Source organism: Flavobacterium davisii, from assembly GCF_042182265.1.
In the GTDB taxonomy this organism is placed as follows: Bacteria; Bacteroidota; Bacteroidia; order Flavobacteriales; family Flavobacteriaceae; genus Flavobacterium; species Flavobacterium davisii.
Genome location: NZ_CP097869.1, coordinates 2308451 through 2327242 on the forward strand (window position 1 = coordinate 2308451; position 18792 = coordinate 2327242).

Sequence of the window (18792 nt, forward strand, 5' to 3'; positions counted from 1 at the left end):
AGATATGAAATGGGAAGGAAGACGTCAAAGCGATAATGTTGAAGATAGAAGAGGTGTGTCTACCAGAGGTAAAATGGTGGCAACAGGAGGCGTTCTAGGTGTTATTATTTTGTTGTTAAATCTTTTTGGAGGTGAAACAGGTAAAATGATTGCCCCAGTTTTAGAACAAATGAACCAATCTACTACTCATCATGCTCCTTTAGTAGAAGGTTCACTTACACCAGAAGAAAAAGAAATGGGGAAATTTGTAGCCACTATTTTTGCTGATACAGAAGATATTTTTGGTAAATTATCAAAAGAAAATAATATTAATTATAGAAATCCCAAAATGGTTTTGTTCACAAATGCTGTTGAAACTGCCTGTGGTAGTGCTTCTGCAGCTTCAGGTCCTTTTTATTGTCCTGGAGATGAAAAAGTTTATATGGATTTAGATTTTTTTGAAGAATTAAGAACTCGTTTTGGAGCTAAAGGAGGGGATTTTGCCATAGCTTATGTTATTGCTCATGAAGTAGGACATCATTTGCAAACGGTTATAGGGACATCTAATAAAGTGCGACAATTGCAACAAAGTATGACACAGGAAGAAGGAAATCGTTTATCCGTAGCTTTAGAATTACAAGCTGACTTTTATGCCGGTGTTTGGGCTAAACATAATCAAAAATATTTAGATGCAGACGATATTGAAGAAGCTTTAAGTGCTGCACAAGCAGTAGGAGATGATGCTATTCAAAAAAAAATGCAAGGTTATGTTGAGCCTGAATCATTTACACATGGTACTTCTGAACAGCGGAAAGAATGGTTTTTAAAAGGTTATCAAACAGGAAATTTATTAGAAGGAGATACTTTTAAAAGGATTCAATAATGTTTTTTTTAACCATATAAATTATTCAAAAAAAATGTTTTACGTGTTAACTAAATAGGATCTGCTGAAAAATTCAAAACCTTATGAGATTTAGTACTTCTTAAGTTGATTGAATGATTTTTTTGGAATTATATTTTTAAACTTAATTTTTAGGAGCTTTATAAGAATTAATATCGCTCAAAAATTACCAAATTCGAAGGTTTTGAATTCATTTGCGCAAGTTATTTTTTAGTAGTCTTAAAATGAATATATTTAAAATAGAAATGAATAAGTTCAAGATCTTATTGTTTCTTGAATTTACCTTAGATTTCGTATTAAACTTTGTTATAAAACAAAAATTCCGAATAGATTCAAGCATTTATGGAAAATTGTAGAAGAAATAAATGAATTACTTTTTATGATTAAGATTTGAATAGATGCTTGGATTGGAGGAGAAATAAAAGGGTATAAATTTGGCTTTGCCAATTTATTTCGAGTTTAACCCAGATTCCGCATTAGACTTCGTTGTGAAACAAAAATTTTCAATAAATTCAAGTGCTCACGGAAAATTTTAGAAGAAGAAATAGTGAACTATTTTGATGATTAAAATTTGAGTACATGCTTGAATTTGAAGAAAAATAAAGTGGAATAGATTTACTTCGTCTATTCGCTACGCTCGGGTCTAATGCGTAATCTGGGTTTAATGCGGTATTTGAGTTAAAATATAAATTTGATAAAAATGTTAAAGCCTGATCATAAGATCAGGCTTTAAAGTAAAAAAACTATTATGAGAAAATATGATTTTATTTTTATTTATTATGGTTGAGCAAATGAAGCTCTAGCTCCACCAGCAGCAAAGATAGCTAATGATCTTTCTTTTTGTCCTTGAGAGAACATATACATACCTCTGTCATCAGTGTAATCCATATAATTCATATACATTTCTAGTGGTGTACCAGTACAAGTTGATCTATGTCCAACAGCAGGTACTCCATAGTTTGAAGAATCATGAAGAGGAGTGTCTGCTACAAAATCATTTCCACAGTTTGCATCACCCCATATATGACGTAAATTCATCCAGTGGCCTACCTCATGAGTAGCTGTTCTTCCTAAATTGAATGGAGCAGTAGCTGTACCCGTTGTTCCTGTATATTTATAGTGTAATACAACACCGTCAGTTGCAGCAGCACCGCCAGGGAATTGAGCGTACCCTAGTAAACTAGAACCTAAATTACAAACCCAAATATTTAGTTTTGTTGTTGGAGAAGTAGGGCTTATTCCACCTTGAGTTGATTTTTTCATAGAATCGTCAGTCCCCCAACTTCTTTTTTTGGTGCTTTTACGAATTACTTGATCTAAGACAAAACGAACATTGAAATTACCACTTCTTACAGAAGAATAAGGGTTGTTAGCCGTGTTATAGTCTGCATTTGTAGCTGCATAATCTGCATTTAAAACATCGATCTGAGACTGTAATTGAGCTAATGAAATATTTTCTGTTGTGCCATTGTATAAAACATTGAAAATAACAGGAATTTCGATAACACCGTTTACCAAACGATTATTTTTGATAACTTCAGATGTTTGTTGTTCGATAGCAGCCATTCTTGAAGCTAATCCTGGGTCTTCTTGCATTTGTCTTTCTAAAACTTCATGAGAGGCACATCCTCTATGAGCTGTAGTATCTACTTGGTCTGTTGAAGAATTATCCTCTTTTTGACAAGAAAACATCATGAATGCTATTGATGCTGACAATAAAACTTTTTTCATAATTAATTGGTTTTGGGTTGATAATTTTTGTTTTATTCTGGTGCAATGGTATAAAATATATTTTAATTTTAAAAATATATTTATCATTAAAATTGATTTTTTTTAGGTTTATATCTATTTTATTTTGTTTTAATATGTATATAATGTATTTATTGTTTGTTTTTGTTGTTTATTTATTAAAAATATAATGTTAATTTTTATTCTTATTTTTTTGCTTTTTTGTTTGTAATGTATAAAAAATCAATATGTTAAATAATTTTAAAATGTATAATTCTGTTTGTAAGTCTAAAAAAAATGAATATAATCAGGTATTAAATGTTTATTGAAAAGGAGTGATTTTTTATTAAAAGATTAGAGGTTGTATATGAAATGGGGAAAACTTTTTGTTTGAAACAAAAAAAAGAAGATTTTTGTTTTTTTACATGACATAGTAGGGCTGTGAAGTGAAAAATAGATAAAATAACGTGAGTTGGACTTAAGAAAACTTTTAACTTGCTAATAAACAGTTCTTTCATATTTCTTTGAGGAACTTTGTGTAATAGCTATACGATGAAAAACACAAAGAAAACGCTAACGGAAGCACAAAGTTTTTGTGTAATGTGTTAAAAATCAATGTTTTTATATCGAACTCATGTTAAAATATGAAATAGAAAGATCATTTGTAGTTAATTAACCTATGAATAAATAAAGTAAATTGCATAAGGCTAATAATGTGATTTTTCTGTTATATAAGAGATATAATGTGTGTTAAGTAGTTGATTTTTAGATTGTAATATCTGTAAGGGGAGTTTTTGTTCATTTTCATCACAAAGTCTAGTACATGATTTAGGTTTATCTTATAAGGGGGGGTAGATTTAAAAACATTTTATATAAATAAATATTTTGTCTGTAAAGTTTTATCCAAAATCTGCTATTAGACTTGAAGTGAATTGGTGAAGCTAAATGTATACTACTTTTTTTAAAATTAAAGCACGTATGTCTTTTTAATCGTCAAAATAATTCGTTATTTCTTCTTTTAAAATTTTCCATGCGCATTTGATTTATTAAAAAATCTTGTTTTATAACGAAGTTTAATTAAGAATTTGGATTTAAATAGGTGTGTTATTCAGATTTTAAAATTATTTTAAAGTAATAATATTATGATGTAATAGATTTTGTTATAAGTGGAATGCTTGAGTTAATTCATAGAGAGCTATAGATAAAGCTTGTACAACATTCATGCTACTGTTATGACCAAACATGGGGATGTGAGTTTGAATAGTTGAAAGTGTTAATATTTCAGGAGAAATACCTTGTATTTCATTGCCAATTATTAAGGTTATGGGAAGGTTTGAAGAAATTTTGATTTTGTTTAAAGGAATGCTAGATTGGGTTATTTCTAATGCAATACAAGTAGAAGGGGTTGTATTGAGGTAGTTTATAAGAGATTTCTGTTCTTTAATGATTTCAAAAGAAATTTTTTTGTGAGTACTTCTAGATGTTTTGTTTATTTTACGTTCAGAAAAAATAAAGTTAGATCCAGAAAAAATGATTTTAGAAACCCCCATGGCATCACAAATTCGGAAAATACTTCCTATGTTTTCTTGAAAGTAAACACCATCGCAGACTACAGTTATAGGGAATTTTTTAGTTTCGAAAGGAGAGTTGTAATGAGTAAGTTGTTCCAAATTATTAATGATTAAAAACGTAATTTAAGATATTGGCTCCCATTTTTAAAGCTTTTTCACGTACTTCTTTAGGGTTGTTATGTACCTCATAATCTTCCCATCCATCGCCTAGGTCACATTCGTATGTGTACAATAGTGTTAGACGATTATTTAGAAATATACCAAAAGCCTGTGGTCTTTTACCCTCATGTTCGTGTATCTTCGGTAATCCAGAAGGAAAAGAATAGGGTTTTTGAAAAATAATATGGGAAGAAGGAATTTCAACTAAAGATTGGTTAGGGAAAAGTTTTTTAATTTCATTTCGAACATACTGATCCATACCATAATTATCGTCTATATGTAAAAAACCTCCTGCATTTAAATAATTTCTTAAATTTTCAGCTTCTTGTGGGTTAAAAATAACATTTCCATGTCCGGTCATGTGTATAAAAGGATAGGAAAAAATATCGTTGCTACCAGGAGTAACTGTTGAAGGTTTACTTTTTATGCGTGTATTGATTGTTTGGTTGCTGAATTTTATTAAATTAGGGAGCGAGGTGGGGTTAGCATACCAGTCGCCACCACCGCTATATTTTAATAAAGCTATTTCTTGAGAAAAAACAGATAAGTTGAAAAAGCTAAAAAAAATAAGATATATTCTGATCATTTTTAAAAACATATAAACTTTATTTATTTAAATAAAATAGAGGTATTGCAGGAATAAAATTATATTTTTTTATATTACGATTAAGGAATTACTATTCTAAAATTGTAAAAAAATAAAAAAGGTCTTTATTCGTTACTAAAAACGACACTATGGCAAGCAACCACAGCAGCAGTTTCTGTTCTTAATCTTGTGTTTCCTAAAGTAACGGGAATAAATCCTTTGCTGATAGCTAATTTTATTTCATTTTCTGAAAAATCACCTTCAGGACCAATTAAAATAGTGTATTTAGAGTTGGCTATAATTTCATTTTTTAAGCTTTTCTTATGGCTATCTTCACAATGAGCAATAAACATTTGTCCTTCAAAATTTTGATTAAGAAAATCTTTAAAAGGAATAGCTTCGTTTAATTTAGGTAAATGAAATTGATTAGATTGTTTCATGGCGGACTGGATGATTTTATCTAAACGGTCTATTTTTATAATAGTTCTTTCAGAATGCTCACAAATAATAGGCGTTATTTCTTGTATGCCTATTTCTGTTGCTTTTTCTAAAAACCACTCATAACGTTCATTCATTTTAGTTGGTGCGACTGCTAAATGTAAACGAAAATGATTTTGTTTAAATTCTTTATGATTTTTTATTATTACTATACATTTTTTTTCTGAGGCTAAAACAATTTCTGTTTCAAATAAAAAACCAGTACCATTGGTAACAAATAAAAGATCATTTTCTTTTTTGCGTAATACTTTAACTATATGCTTACTTTCCTCTTTGTCAAAAGAAAAATCACTAGAAGTAATCGTTATATCTGGATTGTAGAATAATTGCATTATCGCTTTTTTTGTTGTTATTTTTTGTTTTCAATCAAGTGTAGTCTTTTAAAACTCTATTCTAGCTTTAGAAGTGACAGTGTTATTACTAAAATGATTTTCTAAAAATTTGTAGTAGCCAACTATACCTATCATACCTGCATTGTCAGTCGTGTATTCAAATTTAGGGATGAAGGTTGTCCAGTGATATTTTTTTTCAGCTTCCTTTAAAGTTTTACGAATACCGCTGTTGGCAGATACACCGCCTCCTATAGCAATTTGTGTAATGCCTGTTTGTATAGAGGCTTCTTTTATTTTATCCATCAGAATTGTAATGATAATATTTTGTATAGAAGCACAGATATCATTTAGATTTTCATTAATAAAATGGGGGTTTTCTTTTACATTTTTTTGAATAAAATATAAGATTTGTGTTTTAAGTCCACTAAAACTAAAATGAAGTCCATCAACCTTAGGTTTCGTGAAAATAAAACGTTTAGGATTTCCTAGTTGAGCGTATTGATCTATAAGAGGGCCACCAGGGTAAGGTAGACCTAATATTTTAGCAGATTTATCAAAGGCTTCTCCTACGGCATCATCAGTAGTTTCTCCAATGATTTCCATATCAAAAAAACTTTTAACTTTTACAATCTGAGTATGACCTCCTGATATGGTGAGCGCTAAAAAAGGAAAATCAGGTTTAGAATATCCATCTTCATTTATAAAATGAGCTAATATATGAGCGTGCATGTGATTAACTGCTATTAAAGGTATGTTTAAAGCCATGGCCATACTTTTTGCAAAAGAACCACCAACCAATAAAGATCCCATTAATCCAGGGCCTTGTGTAAAGGCTATAGCAGATAACTGCTCTTTCGATATTCCTGCTTTTTTAAGTGCTACATCTACTACAGGAACAATGTTTTGCTGATGTGCTCTAGAGGCTAATTCGGGTACTACGCCTCCATATTCTTCATGAATATTCTGACGTGCAACAACATTTGATAACATTTTATCGTTGTGTAATACGGCACAGGCCGTATCATCACAAGAGCTTTCAATTGCTAATATATAAATATCTTCTATTTTCATTTTAAAGCATAGAATTTGTTTGTAAAGTTGTATAAAATCAAGGAATAGATTATTTTTACAACCCGTGCCAAAGTTACTAAATTTTAACTCAAAAAAATATTTCCTTTGGAAGAGCAAGAAGGTGAAGTAAAAAAAAACAAAAAAAGACTGTGGGTAACGATTTTAAAGTGCAAGATGTATTTTTTTCTTGGCTTAGTATTATTGTTACTCACATTGGTCATAGCACTGTCTATGCCTTCTGTTCAAACTCGATTAGGCCAATATGCAACAGCCTTTTTAAATGAAGAATTTGGTACAGATATTACAGTTCAAGAAGCAAATTTTACAGTTTTTGGGGGAGTTAAACTAAAAAAAGTTTTCATTAAAGACTATAAAAAAGATACACTTTTTCATATAAATGTATTAAAAACCAATATTTTAGATTTGAAAAAATTGATAGATGGTGATTTGCATTTTGGAGAGGTCAGAATGGATGGGCTTACATTTAAAATTAGAAATTATAAAGGTGAACGTGATACAAATTTGGATAAATTTATAGAACTTTTTGATGATGGAACTCCTTCTACTTCCAAGAAAAAATTTCTAATGACCATTAAAAATATTCACTTAATTAATAGCGCATTTTATTATTGGGACGATAACATGAGAGACCCTTTAGTTTTTAGTGCCAAAAAATTAAATGCAGAAACGCATAAATTTAAAATTTTAGGACCTGACGTTACAACTCAGATTGATGAAATGTCATTTGTAGATAACAGAGGTATAGAAATAGAAGAATCCTCGTCTAATTTTACCTATACAAAAAAAAATATTCATCTAGCAGAACTAAAGCTAAAAACATCAGAATCTAATTTAATAGGAGATGTTGAATTACGTTATGATCGCAAAGATTTTGCAGACTTTAATAATAAAGTCCTATTTGATGTGAAAATCCAAGAAGGAATAATTTCATCTAATGATTTAAATAAATTTTACGGAGAGTTCGGTAAAAATTTAAAATACAAAGTAAAAGGTAAATTATTAGGGACTTTAAACAACTTTTTTACTAAAAGATTGGTTTTATTAGATGATTTTGGATCACAGATAAGAGGTGATTTTCGATTTAAAAATCTCTTTTCAAAGAAAAAAAACGCCTATTATGTAAAAGGATATTTCACCAAAATAACATCGACGTATGATCATTTAACTAAAATATTACCCAATATTTTAGGGAAAAAATTGCCAACCAATTTTAAAAAATTAGGTACTTTTTCATTAAATGGACAAGCAGAAATAAATTTTAAAAACCTAAAAGCAAATGTTTCATTAGTTTCTGCACTAGGAATTGCTAAAACAAATTTAGTCATGACCAATATTAATAATATTGATAATGCTACCTATGTAGGTAACGTTAAACTGACAGAGTTTGATTTGGGTAAATTTTTAAATCGAAAAGATTTAGGAATTGTAAATTTAGATACAGCAGTAGACGGTAAAGGATTTACAGAAAAATATTTAAATACAAAAATAAAAGGAACTGTTCAGAGCATTTATTATAATAAATACAATTACAAAAATATAGTTGTAGATGGCGAGATGAATAAATCTGTTTTTGAAGGCTCGATAAAAGCCAATGATCCTAATTTAGTTATGGATTTTGACGGTTTTTTAGACCTGACTAGAAAAGAAAATAAGTACGAATTTCATGCAAAAGTAGAGTATGCCAATCTTAAAAAAATAAATCTTTATACCTCCGATGCAGTTTCTGTCTTTAGAGGAGATGTAAGAATGAATTTACAAGGAAATTCAATAGATAACATTTATGGAAATGTTTATATAAATAAAACATCTTATGAAAATCCAAAAGAAACCTATTTTTTTGATGATTTTATAGTTCAATCTACTTTTGAAAAAGATGGATTCAGAACCATTACAATTAATTCACCCGATATAGTTGAAGGAAAAGTAGAGGGACGATTTAAATTTAAAGAATTACCCGACTTAGTAGAAAATTCATTAGGAAGTCTTTATGCTAATTATTCACCCAATAAGGTAAGTAAGGGACAATTTATGAAATTTGATTTTAATGTTTACAGTAAATTAATAGAAATATTTTATCCTGAAATTTCATTAGGTGAAAACACTTTTATGAAAGGTGAAATAAATTCAAACGAAGGCTTGTTTAAACTAAATTTTAAATCACCCAAAATAAAAGCATACGATAATGAATTTGATAATATTAGTGTAGACATAGATAATAAAAATCCTCTATACAACGCTTATGTTGAAATGGATAGTATTAAAACAAAACACTATAAAGTTTCAAAAATGAGTTTAATAAATATAACCTCAAATGATACTTTATTTGTTAGAACAGAGTTTAAAGGAGGCGATAAAGCAGAAGACTTTTATAATTTAAATTTGTACCATACTATTGATCAAAATAATAAAAGTGTAGTAGGAATTAAAAAATCAGAAATTAATTTTAAAAATTATTTATGGTTTCTGAATGAAAAAGAAGAAGATAATAACAAAATTGTATTTAATAAAAAACTAACCGATTTCTCAATAGAAAAAATCGCTCTTTCACATAAAAACCAAGCAATGGAATTAATGGGAGTGCTAAGAGATTCCACCTATAAAGATCTTCGATTATCATTTAAAGATGTAGAGTTAGATAAAATTACACCTGCAATAGATAGTCTACGATTGAAAGGGAAAGTTAATGGGAATATAGACTTTAAACAAGAAAAAAGTATCTATGAACCTGCTTCGGAACTGACAATTGATGATTTTAGAATTAATAATTTGCCGTTAGGAAAATTTGATATAGCTGTTACAGGAGATGATAGTTTTAGAAATTTTAAAATTAATTCAGTCTTAAATAACAAAGGAAATGATATTCTAAAAACAGAAGGAAGTTTGTACTTTCAAGGTAAAAAAACTTTGATGGATCTAGATGTCAGACTCAAAGATTTTGATCTCTCCTTTTTTACACCTATGGGAGCAGATATAATTACAGACATAAGAGGACTGGCCTCTGGATCGGCTAAATTTGAAGGAGATATTTATAATCCAGAAATAAATGGACGACTTTATTTAAATCAGTCAGGTATTAAAGTACCTTACTTAAATACAGATTATAATTTTGGCAATAACTCGATAGTAGAAGTAACAGAAAATCAATTTTCATTTCGAGATATAAAAGTAACAGATACTAAATTTAAAACAACAGGTACCATGGATGGTTGGGTAAAACACAACAAATTAAGTGATTGGTATCTGAATTTTAATATTAATTCTGATCGTATTGTTGTACTTGATACCAAAGATCATGAAGACGCATTGTATTACGGAACAGCTTATATGGATGGAAAAGCAAGTATTAAAGGGCCAACAAATGCCTTAGTAATAAATGTTAATGCTTCTTCTGCAGAAGGATCTTCCTTGAAAATACCAATTAATGATGATCAAGCTAGCTCTGAAAAAAAATATATTAAATTTATAAATTCAAAAAACATATCGGATAACGTAAAAAGTAAAGAAAAAGATTATAGTGGTTTAGAATTAAAATTTGAATTAGATATCACTCCTGTTGCAGAAATAGAAGTCATCATTAATAAAAATAATGGACATGGACTAAAAGGACGTGGTCGGGGTTCCTTGCTAATGGAGATAAATACATTAGGTAAATTTAATATGTGGGGAGATTTTCAAGTGTACGATGGGGTATATAATTTTAAATATGGAGGATTCATAGATAAAAAAATAAAAGTTAAAAACGGAGGATATATTTCTTGGGATGGAGATCCATTAAATGCGACTCTAAATATGGAAGCTATTTATAAAACAGAAGCCAACCCATCTATTTTGCTAGATAATCCTAGTTTTAATAAAAAAATACCAACAGAAGTAGTTATAAAACTAACAGATAAATTAACCAACCCGAAACCTGATATTTTTATTAATTTTCCAACAGTAAACTCTGTTCTACGTTCAGAAATAGATTACAAACTTAACGATTTCGATACACGCCAAAAACAAGCATTATCTTTAATCTCATCCGGAAGTTTCTTATCAGATAAAGGAGTCGTAGAAAATGTAATTAGCGGTAATATCTTGGAACGAGCAAATAGCTTGTTTGATGAATTATTTGCAAATGATGAACGTTTTAAATTGGGGCTGAATTATGTACAAAACGATCGATTAAATCAAGAAACAACCACAGGAGGACGAGTAGGATTTACCGTTTCAACCCAAATAAGCGATAAAATTACTATTAACGGTAAATTTGGAGTGCCCGTTGGCGGAATAAACGAATCGGTTGTAGTAGGAGATGTAGAAGTTCAATTACGTCTAAATGAAGATGGCTCACTAAAAGCACGCGTATTTAATCGTGAAAATGATATAACCTATTTAGGTCAAGGAGGAATAGGTTATACACAAGGATTAGGGTTAAGTTACGAGGTAGATTTTAATACATTTAAAGAATTAATGTATAAAGTTTTTAATTCTAAAAAAATTAAAGATCAAAGAAAATCAGATCAGCAAAAAGATCAAATACCAGATTCTGACTTATTACCAGAAATCATTCAGTTTACAGAAAAAAGGAATAAGAAATCTTCAGAAAAAAGAAAAGAAGATGAAGATAGAATTCCTGAATTAAATTAGTTGTTTATTTCTGCAAAAAATAGTACCTTAGATCTCCGTTGAGAGATTTGTCAATCTTTTTTACCTTTTTGATTGTAAAAAAAATCGCTCAAAAAATAATATTTATCATTTTTAAGTAAAGAGAACGTTTGTAACTTTACTTATTAAGAAAACCCTTTTTTAATGTCAAATACTAACATAAAGAAAATAGGAGTCTTGACCTCTGGTGGAGATTCCCCAGGAATGAACGCGGCAATTCGATCCGTTGTTAGAACATGTGCCTTTTATAATGTAGAATGCGTAGGTATTTATAGAGGTTATCAAGGACTGATAGAAGGCGATTTTAAAGAAATGGGACCTCGTTCTGTAAATCATATAATCGATAAAGGAGGAACCATACTTAAATCAGCCCGTTCAAAAGATTTTAGAACTTTTGAAGGAAGAAAATTAGCTTTTCAAAAAATAATAGAAGCTCAAATAGACGCATTAGTCGTAATAGGGGGAGATGGAACCTTTACGGGAGCCGAAATATTTAATAAAGAATTTAATTTCCCAGTTATGGGAATTCCAGGTACCATAGATAATGATATTTATGGAACAAGTCATACATTAGGCTATGATACCGCCTTAAATACAGTAGTAGAAGCTATTGATAAAATAAGAGATACAGCAAGCTCCCATAATAGACTCTTTTTTGTAGAAGTAATGGGACGAGATGCAGGACATATTGCACTAAATGCTGGTATTGGAGCAGGTGCAGAAGAAATCCTTATTCCTGAGGAAGATTTAGGATTAGAAAGATTATTAGAATCCTTAAAAAGAAGCAAAACTTCTGGTAAATCCTCTAGTATAGTAGTCGTGTCAGAAGGCGATAAAATAGGTAAAAATGTATTTGAATTAAAAGAATATGTAGAAGAAAATCTACCTGAATACGATGTTCGAGTTTCCGTATTAGGTCACATGCAAAGAGGAGGTTCTCCTTCGTGTTTTGATAGGGTATTAGCTGCTCGTTTAGGTGTAAAAGCAGTAGAGTCCCTTTTAGAAGGAAAATCCAATTATATGGTAGGATTATTAGAAGATAAAGTAGCCTTAACCCCTTTAGAACAAGCTATAAAAGGACATTCTAGAATTGATCAAGAACTACTTAAAGTTTCCGATATTATGTCTATCTAATAAAAAAACTAGAAATTAAAAAATAAAACAATACAAAAATCGTGAAAATAGATATGAGTAATCTGTTGCGTTGCTAAATAATTTTATAATTATTTAAAGTGTTGAAAACCAAAGGTTATCTGCGATTAGAAATGAATAAAAAAAATATATATGAAAGTAAAAATAGGAATTAATGGTTTTGGTCGTATAGGACGTATAGTATTTAGAGAAATAGTAAAAAGAGATAATGTAGAAGTAGTCGCAATTAATGATCTTTTAGATATAAATCATTTAGCTTATTTGTTAAAATATGATTCAGTTCATGGCCGTTTTGATGGCAAAGTAGAAGTAAAGGAAGGAAAATTATTTGTAAATGATCGCCCTATAAGAGTAACAGCCGAAAAAAATCCACAATTAATAAAATGGGATGAGGTAGATACCGAAATAGTAGCAGAATGTACAGGGATTTTTACAAAACTAGAAACGGCTCAAGCGCATATTGATGGAGGAGCAAAAAAAGTAGTAATATCAGCTCCTTCGGCAGATGCTCCAATGTATGTAATGGGAGTAAATCATACAGATGCTTCAGCTAAAGATACAATAGTATCAAACGCATCATGTACAACAAATTGCTTAGCTCCCTTAGCAAAAGTTATTCATGATAATTTTGAAATCGTAGAAGGATTGATGACCACAATACATGCAACAACAGCTACTCAACTAACCGTAGATGGTCCTTCTAAAAAAGATTTTAGAGGAGGACGTTCTGCATTGGTAAATATAATACCATCTCAAACAGGAGCCGCTAAAGCAGTTGCTAAAGTCATACCAAGTTTAAAAGGAAAACTAACAGGGATGTCTATGAGAGTGCCTACAGCAGATGTATCCGTAGTAGATTTAACAGTAAAATTAGCTAAAGAAACATCTTATGAAGAAGTTATGGCAGTACTTAAAAAAGCATCTGAAACCACAATGAAAGGAATTCTTGGATTTACAGAGGATGATGTAGTTTCGCAAGACTTTATAGGCGATACCAGAATATCAATTGTTGATGCTAAAGCAGGTATTGGGCTTAATTCAACTTTTTTTAAAATTGTATCATGGTATGATAACGAATACGGTTATTCAAGTAAATTAATAGATTTAGCCGTACATATAGCTAATTTATAACGAAAATGATTATTTTTATCTCCCGTTTCTTCATCTTAACGAAACGGGATTTTTATTATAAATAAATCAGTATTATTCAATTGATCGTATTATTCCTTAAATTCAGATTCTGTATTAGACTTCGTTGTGAGACAAAAAAACAAATACTTACGGAAAATTTTAGAAGAAGGAATAGCAACTATTTTGGTCATTAAAATAGGAGTACGTGCTTGAATTGGAAGAAAAATAAAAAGGAATAGATTGGCTTCACCAATTTAATTTGTTCGAGTCTAATGCAAAATTTGGATTAAAAGTGTATCCAAAAAAAATACTAAAAAATAAAATAAATATTTAAAAAGAAAAGATTTACGCATTAATGAAAGTCTTTTAATTATTGTATAAATAAAAAAGAAAATATAAAGAGAAAAACTATACAAATGAAATTAATAATAGACAGTGGTTCTACTAAGGCAGATTGGATTGCAATAGATGATTTGGGAAATATTTTATTTTCTACCCATACATTAGGTTTAAATCCTGAAATTTTAACAGAAATAGAAGTTTTAAAACGTCTAAATGATAATTCGGAATTAAACAAAAATAAAGAAAATATTTCAAATTTATATTTTTACGGAGCAGGATGCGGAACGGATCGTATGAAGAACTTTTTAGTTTCTATCTTTGAACAATACTTTTTGAATGCAAAAATTATTATTTATGAAGATACATACGCAGCAGTGTATGCTACAACCTTAAAAGGAGAAAAGGCCATTGTTAGTATTCTAGGAACAGGATCTAATTGTAGTTATTTTGATGGTGATATATTACACCAAAAAGTACAGTCGCTAGGTTATATTATTATGGATGACTGTTCTGGTAACCGTTTTGGACGTCATTTGTTAAGAGAATATTATTATAACAAAATGCCTAAAAAATTAGCAGAAACTTTTGAAGCATCCTATAACCTAGATGCAGATGTGATTAAACAAAATTTATATAAAGAACCAAATCCAAATGCTTATTTAGCCTCATTTACAGAGTTTTTAATAAAACATAAAAACGAGTCATTCTGCCAGCAAATTATAAATGAAGAAATAGAATCTTTTATAGAAAACAGTATCAAACAGTTTGATAATTATAAAGAAGTATCCAATCATTTCATAGGATCAGTTGCATATTTTTTACAAGATGAAATTAAGTCTGCTTTAGAAAAACACAATATAAAAATTGGCAAGATCTTACAACGTCCAATAGACGGGTTAATAACATATCATTTACAAACCAATTAAAAATATGGTAATAGCACTAATAGCACATGATGTAAAAAAAGCAGATATGGTTCAGTTTGTAAGTAGAAACCTAGATTTGCTTTTAAAAGAAAATATTAAAATTATAGCAACAGGTACAACAGGAAGCCAGGTAGAAGTAACCGGAATTAAGGTTGAAAAATTGTTGAGTGGCCCTTTAGGAGGAGATGCACAGATAGCAGCTAGAGTTGCAGTTGGAAAATGTAAAATGGTTTTGTTTTTTAAAGATCCAATGAGCAGCCATCCACACGAACCAGATATTAATATGCTTATAAGAATTTGTGATGTACACAATATTCCTTTAGCAACAAATGAAGCAACCGCACAATTGTTATTAGATGCTATAGCCAAACAAGATTAAATAGAGGTGAAATTTCGTAAATAAAATATTTTATTATAAAACAATGTATTTTCTTTTAAAAAGGGGTATATTAGTATAGTACTTGCTGTCAGTAAGATAGGCGTTGCGTTCTAATAGATCTTAATAAGAATTTAATTAAACATATAAAATTTATATTTATGAATAAAACAATTTTCTTGCTCAGTCTCAGTTTTCTGGTATTAAATTCAATTCAAGCTCAAAAAAAGAAACCAACAGACAATACAGTTAATCTTTTATTAATTAAAAATGGAGAAGCCAGTATTGTATTTAATAAGAAAAAAGATTTGTATTTAGTTGTTATAAAAGATAGTATGCTTTTAACTAAAAATAAGCCAGAATTTGTACCGAATACAGTTAAAGTTGCTCCGATAAAAGTTAAAAATAAGACATTTTACCATGTTAGTTGGAAAGCTGTTGAAAAAAAGGAGACTTCCTTAGGAAAAGAATTTGTAAACCTTACTGAAAATCAGATTTGGAATCCTGTAAAAAAAACACTTTTAATAGCTAATATTGAAAAGTCGATAGATATAACAGAAATAGAATATTTAGATAAATTTAAAAATGCTTCGCAAACGATTTCCAAAAAAAGAAATGAAGGCTATTTATTTAGCCTATTATCTAATGGAGATTTTAGTTTGAGTAATAAAAATAACATGACTAAATATAGTTATAATGAAAAGACAGATAAATACGAATCTGTCAAACGTTAAGAAAGTTTATTTGAAGATTTCATAAAATAAAAGAATCTGTTGATGAAATATGAAAGAAGGAGGTAAAAATCTTTTACCCCTTCTTCTTAAAAGTCATTTTTTTAGATTTTGCTTCTTGAAATATAGTATTCATAAAAAGTATTTAATACTATTTTACAGTATTTATTCTAAAAGCAGGCTAATAAAAATGTACGATTTTTTTGTAGATATGGAAGTAAAAGATATAATTTGATGGGCATTTGTTACTTCGATCAAAGGAAGAAGTCATAATCTAAAATATGATTTCTACTTTTGTTATATAAATGACAAGATTGAGAATTTTTAAGACAACTTGATTGCTCTCAAAAAATGTACTTTTTTAGATTCAAAAAAAAAATTAAAAACAAGTGTTAAATAAAGAAAAATTAATTTAAGTATTTATTGTATATATTATTTCTTAAATGTGGCTAGATATCGTTTTATTATAAAGAGTGCAAAAAAATACGCATCATTTTTAAACCCAGATTCCGCATTAGACTTCGTTGTGAAACAAAATTTTTCAATAAATTCAATTGCTCACGGAAAATTTTAAAAGAAGAAATAGTGAACTATTTTGATGATTAAAATTTGAGTACGTGCTTGAATTTGAATAAAAATAAAGTGGAATAGATTTACTTCGTCTATTCGCTACGCTCGGGTCTAATGCGTAATTCTATCTAACTTATTTTAAGTAATTGAGAAAAATTAAAATCTCTAATTTGATTTTATCTTGTCCTATGGCTACAAAATGAGAACGTGATCCGACATTAATTGCTGCACATTGGGATTTACAATTCGCATTTTTTCGAAACTTTTCATAAATTTTCTTTTTATTAAAATGCGAGGAAATGTAATATCTTAGCTAAAATTATTCTATACGAGATAACATGATGTTTCATCATTGATTGTCTCAAAGGGCTTCCAAATGGAAGCCTTTTTACATTTCAGCCAAAATCTGGGAGGGGATAAATTCACCATTTTATACATAGGCTTCGCTCACAAGTACAAGTTAGCTCTCATTTGTCAAAGAACAATACTTTCTTGAAATCTGGGTTAAAGACATTAATTTAAAAATTTTCAAAAACACCCAAACCAAATAATGCAAAGTCATATTTAACAGGATCTTTTGGATCTAATAAACGTAAATTAATGTCTAATTCATACAATGCTTTTGAATCATTTTGTTTACGATTTAAAAGACCTAATTTTCTAGCTACATTACCTGAATGAACATCCAACGGACAAGATAGTGAAGAAGGAGAAATTTTTTTCCATATTCCAAAATCAACACCAGCGGAATCTTGTCTACACATCCAGCGTAAAAACATATTAATACGTTTAGCAGCAGAGTTATTAAAAGGATCTGATATATGTTTTTGAGTTCTTGTAGTATGAGGAATTTCAAAAAAAACTTTTTTAAATGCACTAATTGCTTTTTGTGTAGAGCTATTTTCTACATGTTTAGTGAAAACAGTTTCCAACCCTCCATGATGTAAATAAATATGTTGAAGACTTTTAACAAATTGTATAAAGTCTTCTCCATTAAAAGTTCTGTGTACAAATGAGTTTAATTTATCAAGCTGTGACAAATTGTGATTTATAATAAAGTCATAGGGAGAATCACCTAATAAATTCATCATTTTTTGTGCGTTTTTTATAATCATCTTTCGGTTCCCCCAAGCTATAGTAGCACTTAAGAAAGCGGCTATTTCAATGTCTTCTTTAGTATTGAATAAATGAGGGATTTGTATAGGATCACTCTCTATAAAATCAAAACGATTATATAAATTCACTTTTTCATCTAAAAAATCTTTTAATTCTAGAAACTCCATGTCAATTAAAGATGACTTCTATGTCATTTATATCTTTTATGTTACCATCCACAATAGTTATTTTTCGATCAGCCATATTAGCTAAATCTTCATTATGAGTAACAATTACAAAAGTTTGGTTTAATTCATCACGAAGTTTAAAAAACAATTGATGTAGATTTTCTGCTGTTATAGTATCTAAGTTACCAGATGGTTCATCAGCAAAAATGACCTTCGGTTTATTTATCATAGCTCTAGCAACAGCAACCCGTTGTTGTTCACCTCCAGATAATTCCATAGGTTTATGGTTTATTCTATGTTCTAAACCTAAATAACTTAATAATTTTTTAGCTTCCTCTTCGACTTCTTTCTTGCGTCTTTTGGCAATATAACCAGGTATACAAACATTTTCTAAAGCAGTAAATTCAGGAAGTAGTTGATGAAATTGAAAAATAAAACCAAGATTTAAATTTCGAAATTTTGATAGTTCTTTATCATTCATTTTTAATACATCTTGACCATTGATTTCTAAAGAGGAAGAAAGATTAACTCCTTTTCTGTTTTTAAAACTAGGTTGGTCCAAAGTGCCTAAAATTTGAAGTAAAGTAGTTTTTCCTGCTCCAGATGCACCAACTATTGATACGATTTCACCCTTTTTAATTTGAAGATTAACTCTTTTTAAAACTTTTAGCTGTCCAAAGTATTTATGAATATTTGTGGCTTTGATCATTATTAAGTATTTTCACAAATAAACAAAGAATTTTATTCAACTTCAAATAAAGTTTTATTAAGATTGATGCTATGTTTTT

The 18792-nt window shown here is 29.3% G+C and carries 14 protein-coding genes; 7 read left to right on the forward strand and 7 right to left on the reverse strand.

Features of this window, described 5'->3' with window-relative positions:
* The first annotated feature begins 4 nt into the window (after positions 1-4).
* Positions 5-862, forward strand: a complete 858-nt coding sequence (locus NAB20_RS09850; RefSeq protein ID WP_375605060.1) for a neutral zinc metallopeptidase — start codon at positions 5-7, stop codon at positions 860-862.
* Between the two features lie 795 nt (positions 863-1657).
* Here NAB20_RS09850 and NAB20_RS09855 read toward each other — a convergent pair.
* The 5 genes from NAB20_RS09855 to tsaD all read right to left on the reverse strand — a co-directional run bounded on the left by NAB20_RS09855 (position 1658) and on the right by tsaD (position 6825).
* Positions 1658-2611 carry a zinc metalloprotease gene (locus tag NAB20_RS09855; RefSeq protein ID WP_105196809.1) on the reverse strand — a complete coding sequence of 318 codons (954 nt, stop codon included), beginning with the start codon at positions 2609-2611 and terminating at the stop codon, positions 1658-1660.
* 1157 nt (positions 2612-3768) lie between these two features.
* A complete protein-coding gene (locus tag NAB20_RS09860; RefSeq protein WP_375605061.1) occupies positions 3769-4278 on the reverse strand; it encodes a TrmH family RNA methyltransferase in 510 nt (169 codons plus the stop codon).
* A 4-nt stretch (positions 4279-4282) separates the two neighbouring features.
* Positions 4283-4924 (reverse strand): DUF4159 domain-containing protein, encoded by a 642-nt coding sequence (locus tag NAB20_RS09865; protein WP_088393102.1) that lies wholly within the window; start codon positions 4922-4924, stop codon positions 4283-4285.
* Positions 4925-5049: 125 nt separating this feature from the next.
* Positions 5050-5754, reverse strand: coding sequence for a 16S rRNA (uracil(1498)-N(3))-methyltransferase (locus NAB20_RS09870; RefSeq protein WP_375605062.1), 705 nt, complete (start codon positions 5752-5754; stop codon positions 5050-5052).
* Between the two features lie 48 nt (positions 5755-5802).
* On the reverse strand, positions 5803-6825 hold the full coding sequence (tsaD, locus tag NAB20_RS09875) for a tRNA (adenosine(37)-N6)-threonylcarbamoyltransferase complex transferase subunit TsaD (RefSeq protein ID WP_088393096.1): 1023 nt from the start codon (positions 6823-6825) through the stop codon (positions 5803-5805).
* A gap of 174 nt (positions 6826-6999) precedes the next feature.
* Between tsaD and NAB20_RS09880 the strand changes: the two genes are divergently transcribed.
* From NAB20_RS09880 to NAB20_RS09905, 6 genes are all read left to right on the forward strand, one after another.
* Positions 7000-11475: a translocation/assembly module TamB domain-containing protein gene (locus tag NAB20_RS09880; protein ID WP_240668943.1), complete on the forward strand. Its 4476-nt coding sequence runs from the start codon at positions 7000-7002 to the stop codon at positions 11473-11475.
* A gap of 162 nt (positions 11476-11637) precedes the next feature.
* Positions 11638-12627: a 6-phosphofructokinase gene (gene pfkA / locus NAB20_RS09885; RefSeq protein ID WP_105196799.1), complete on the forward strand. Its 990-nt coding sequence runs from the start codon at positions 11638-11640 to the stop codon at positions 12625-12627.
* A gap of 150 nt (positions 12628-12777) precedes the next feature.
* Positions 12778-13776, forward strand: a complete 999-nt coding sequence (gene gap / locus NAB20_RS09890) for a type I glyceraldehyde-3-phosphate dehydrogenase (RefSeq protein ID WP_105196798.1) — start codon at positions 12778-12780, stop codon at positions 13774-13776.
* A gap of 416 nt (positions 13777-14192) precedes the next feature.
* Complete coding sequence (locus NAB20_RS09895) at positions 14193-15044, forward strand: N-acetylglucosamine kinase (RefSeq protein WP_375605063.1); 852 nt, start codon at positions 14193-14195, stop codon at positions 15042-15044.
* Positions 15045-15048: 4 nt separating this feature from the next.
* Positions 15049-15423, forward strand: coding sequence for a methylglyoxal synthase (locus tag NAB20_RS09900; RefSeq protein ID WP_105196796.1), 375 nt, complete (start codon positions 15049-15051; stop codon positions 15421-15423).
* 158 nt (positions 15424-15581) lie between these two features.
* Positions 15582-16154: a hypothetical protein gene (locus tag NAB20_RS09905; protein ID WP_105196795.1), complete on the forward strand. Its 573-nt coding sequence runs from the start codon at positions 15582-15584 to the stop codon at positions 16152-16154.
* A gap of 1085 nt (positions 16155-17239) precedes the next feature.
* On the opposite strand, the gene NAB20_RS09910 is transcribed toward NAB20_RS09905, so the two are convergent.
* Complete coding sequence (locus NAB20_RS09910) at positions 17240-18004, reverse strand: TIGR02757 family protein (RefSeq protein ID WP_105196793.1); 765 nt, start codon at positions 18002-18004, stop codon at positions 17240-17242.
* A gap of 1 nt (position 18005) precedes the next feature.
* Positions 18006-18713 (reverse strand): ABC transporter ATP-binding protein, encoded by a 708-nt coding sequence (locus NAB20_RS09915; protein ID WP_088395000.1) that lies wholly within the window; start codon positions 18711-18713, stop codon positions 18006-18008.
* Positions 18714-18792 lie beyond the last annotated feature (79 nt).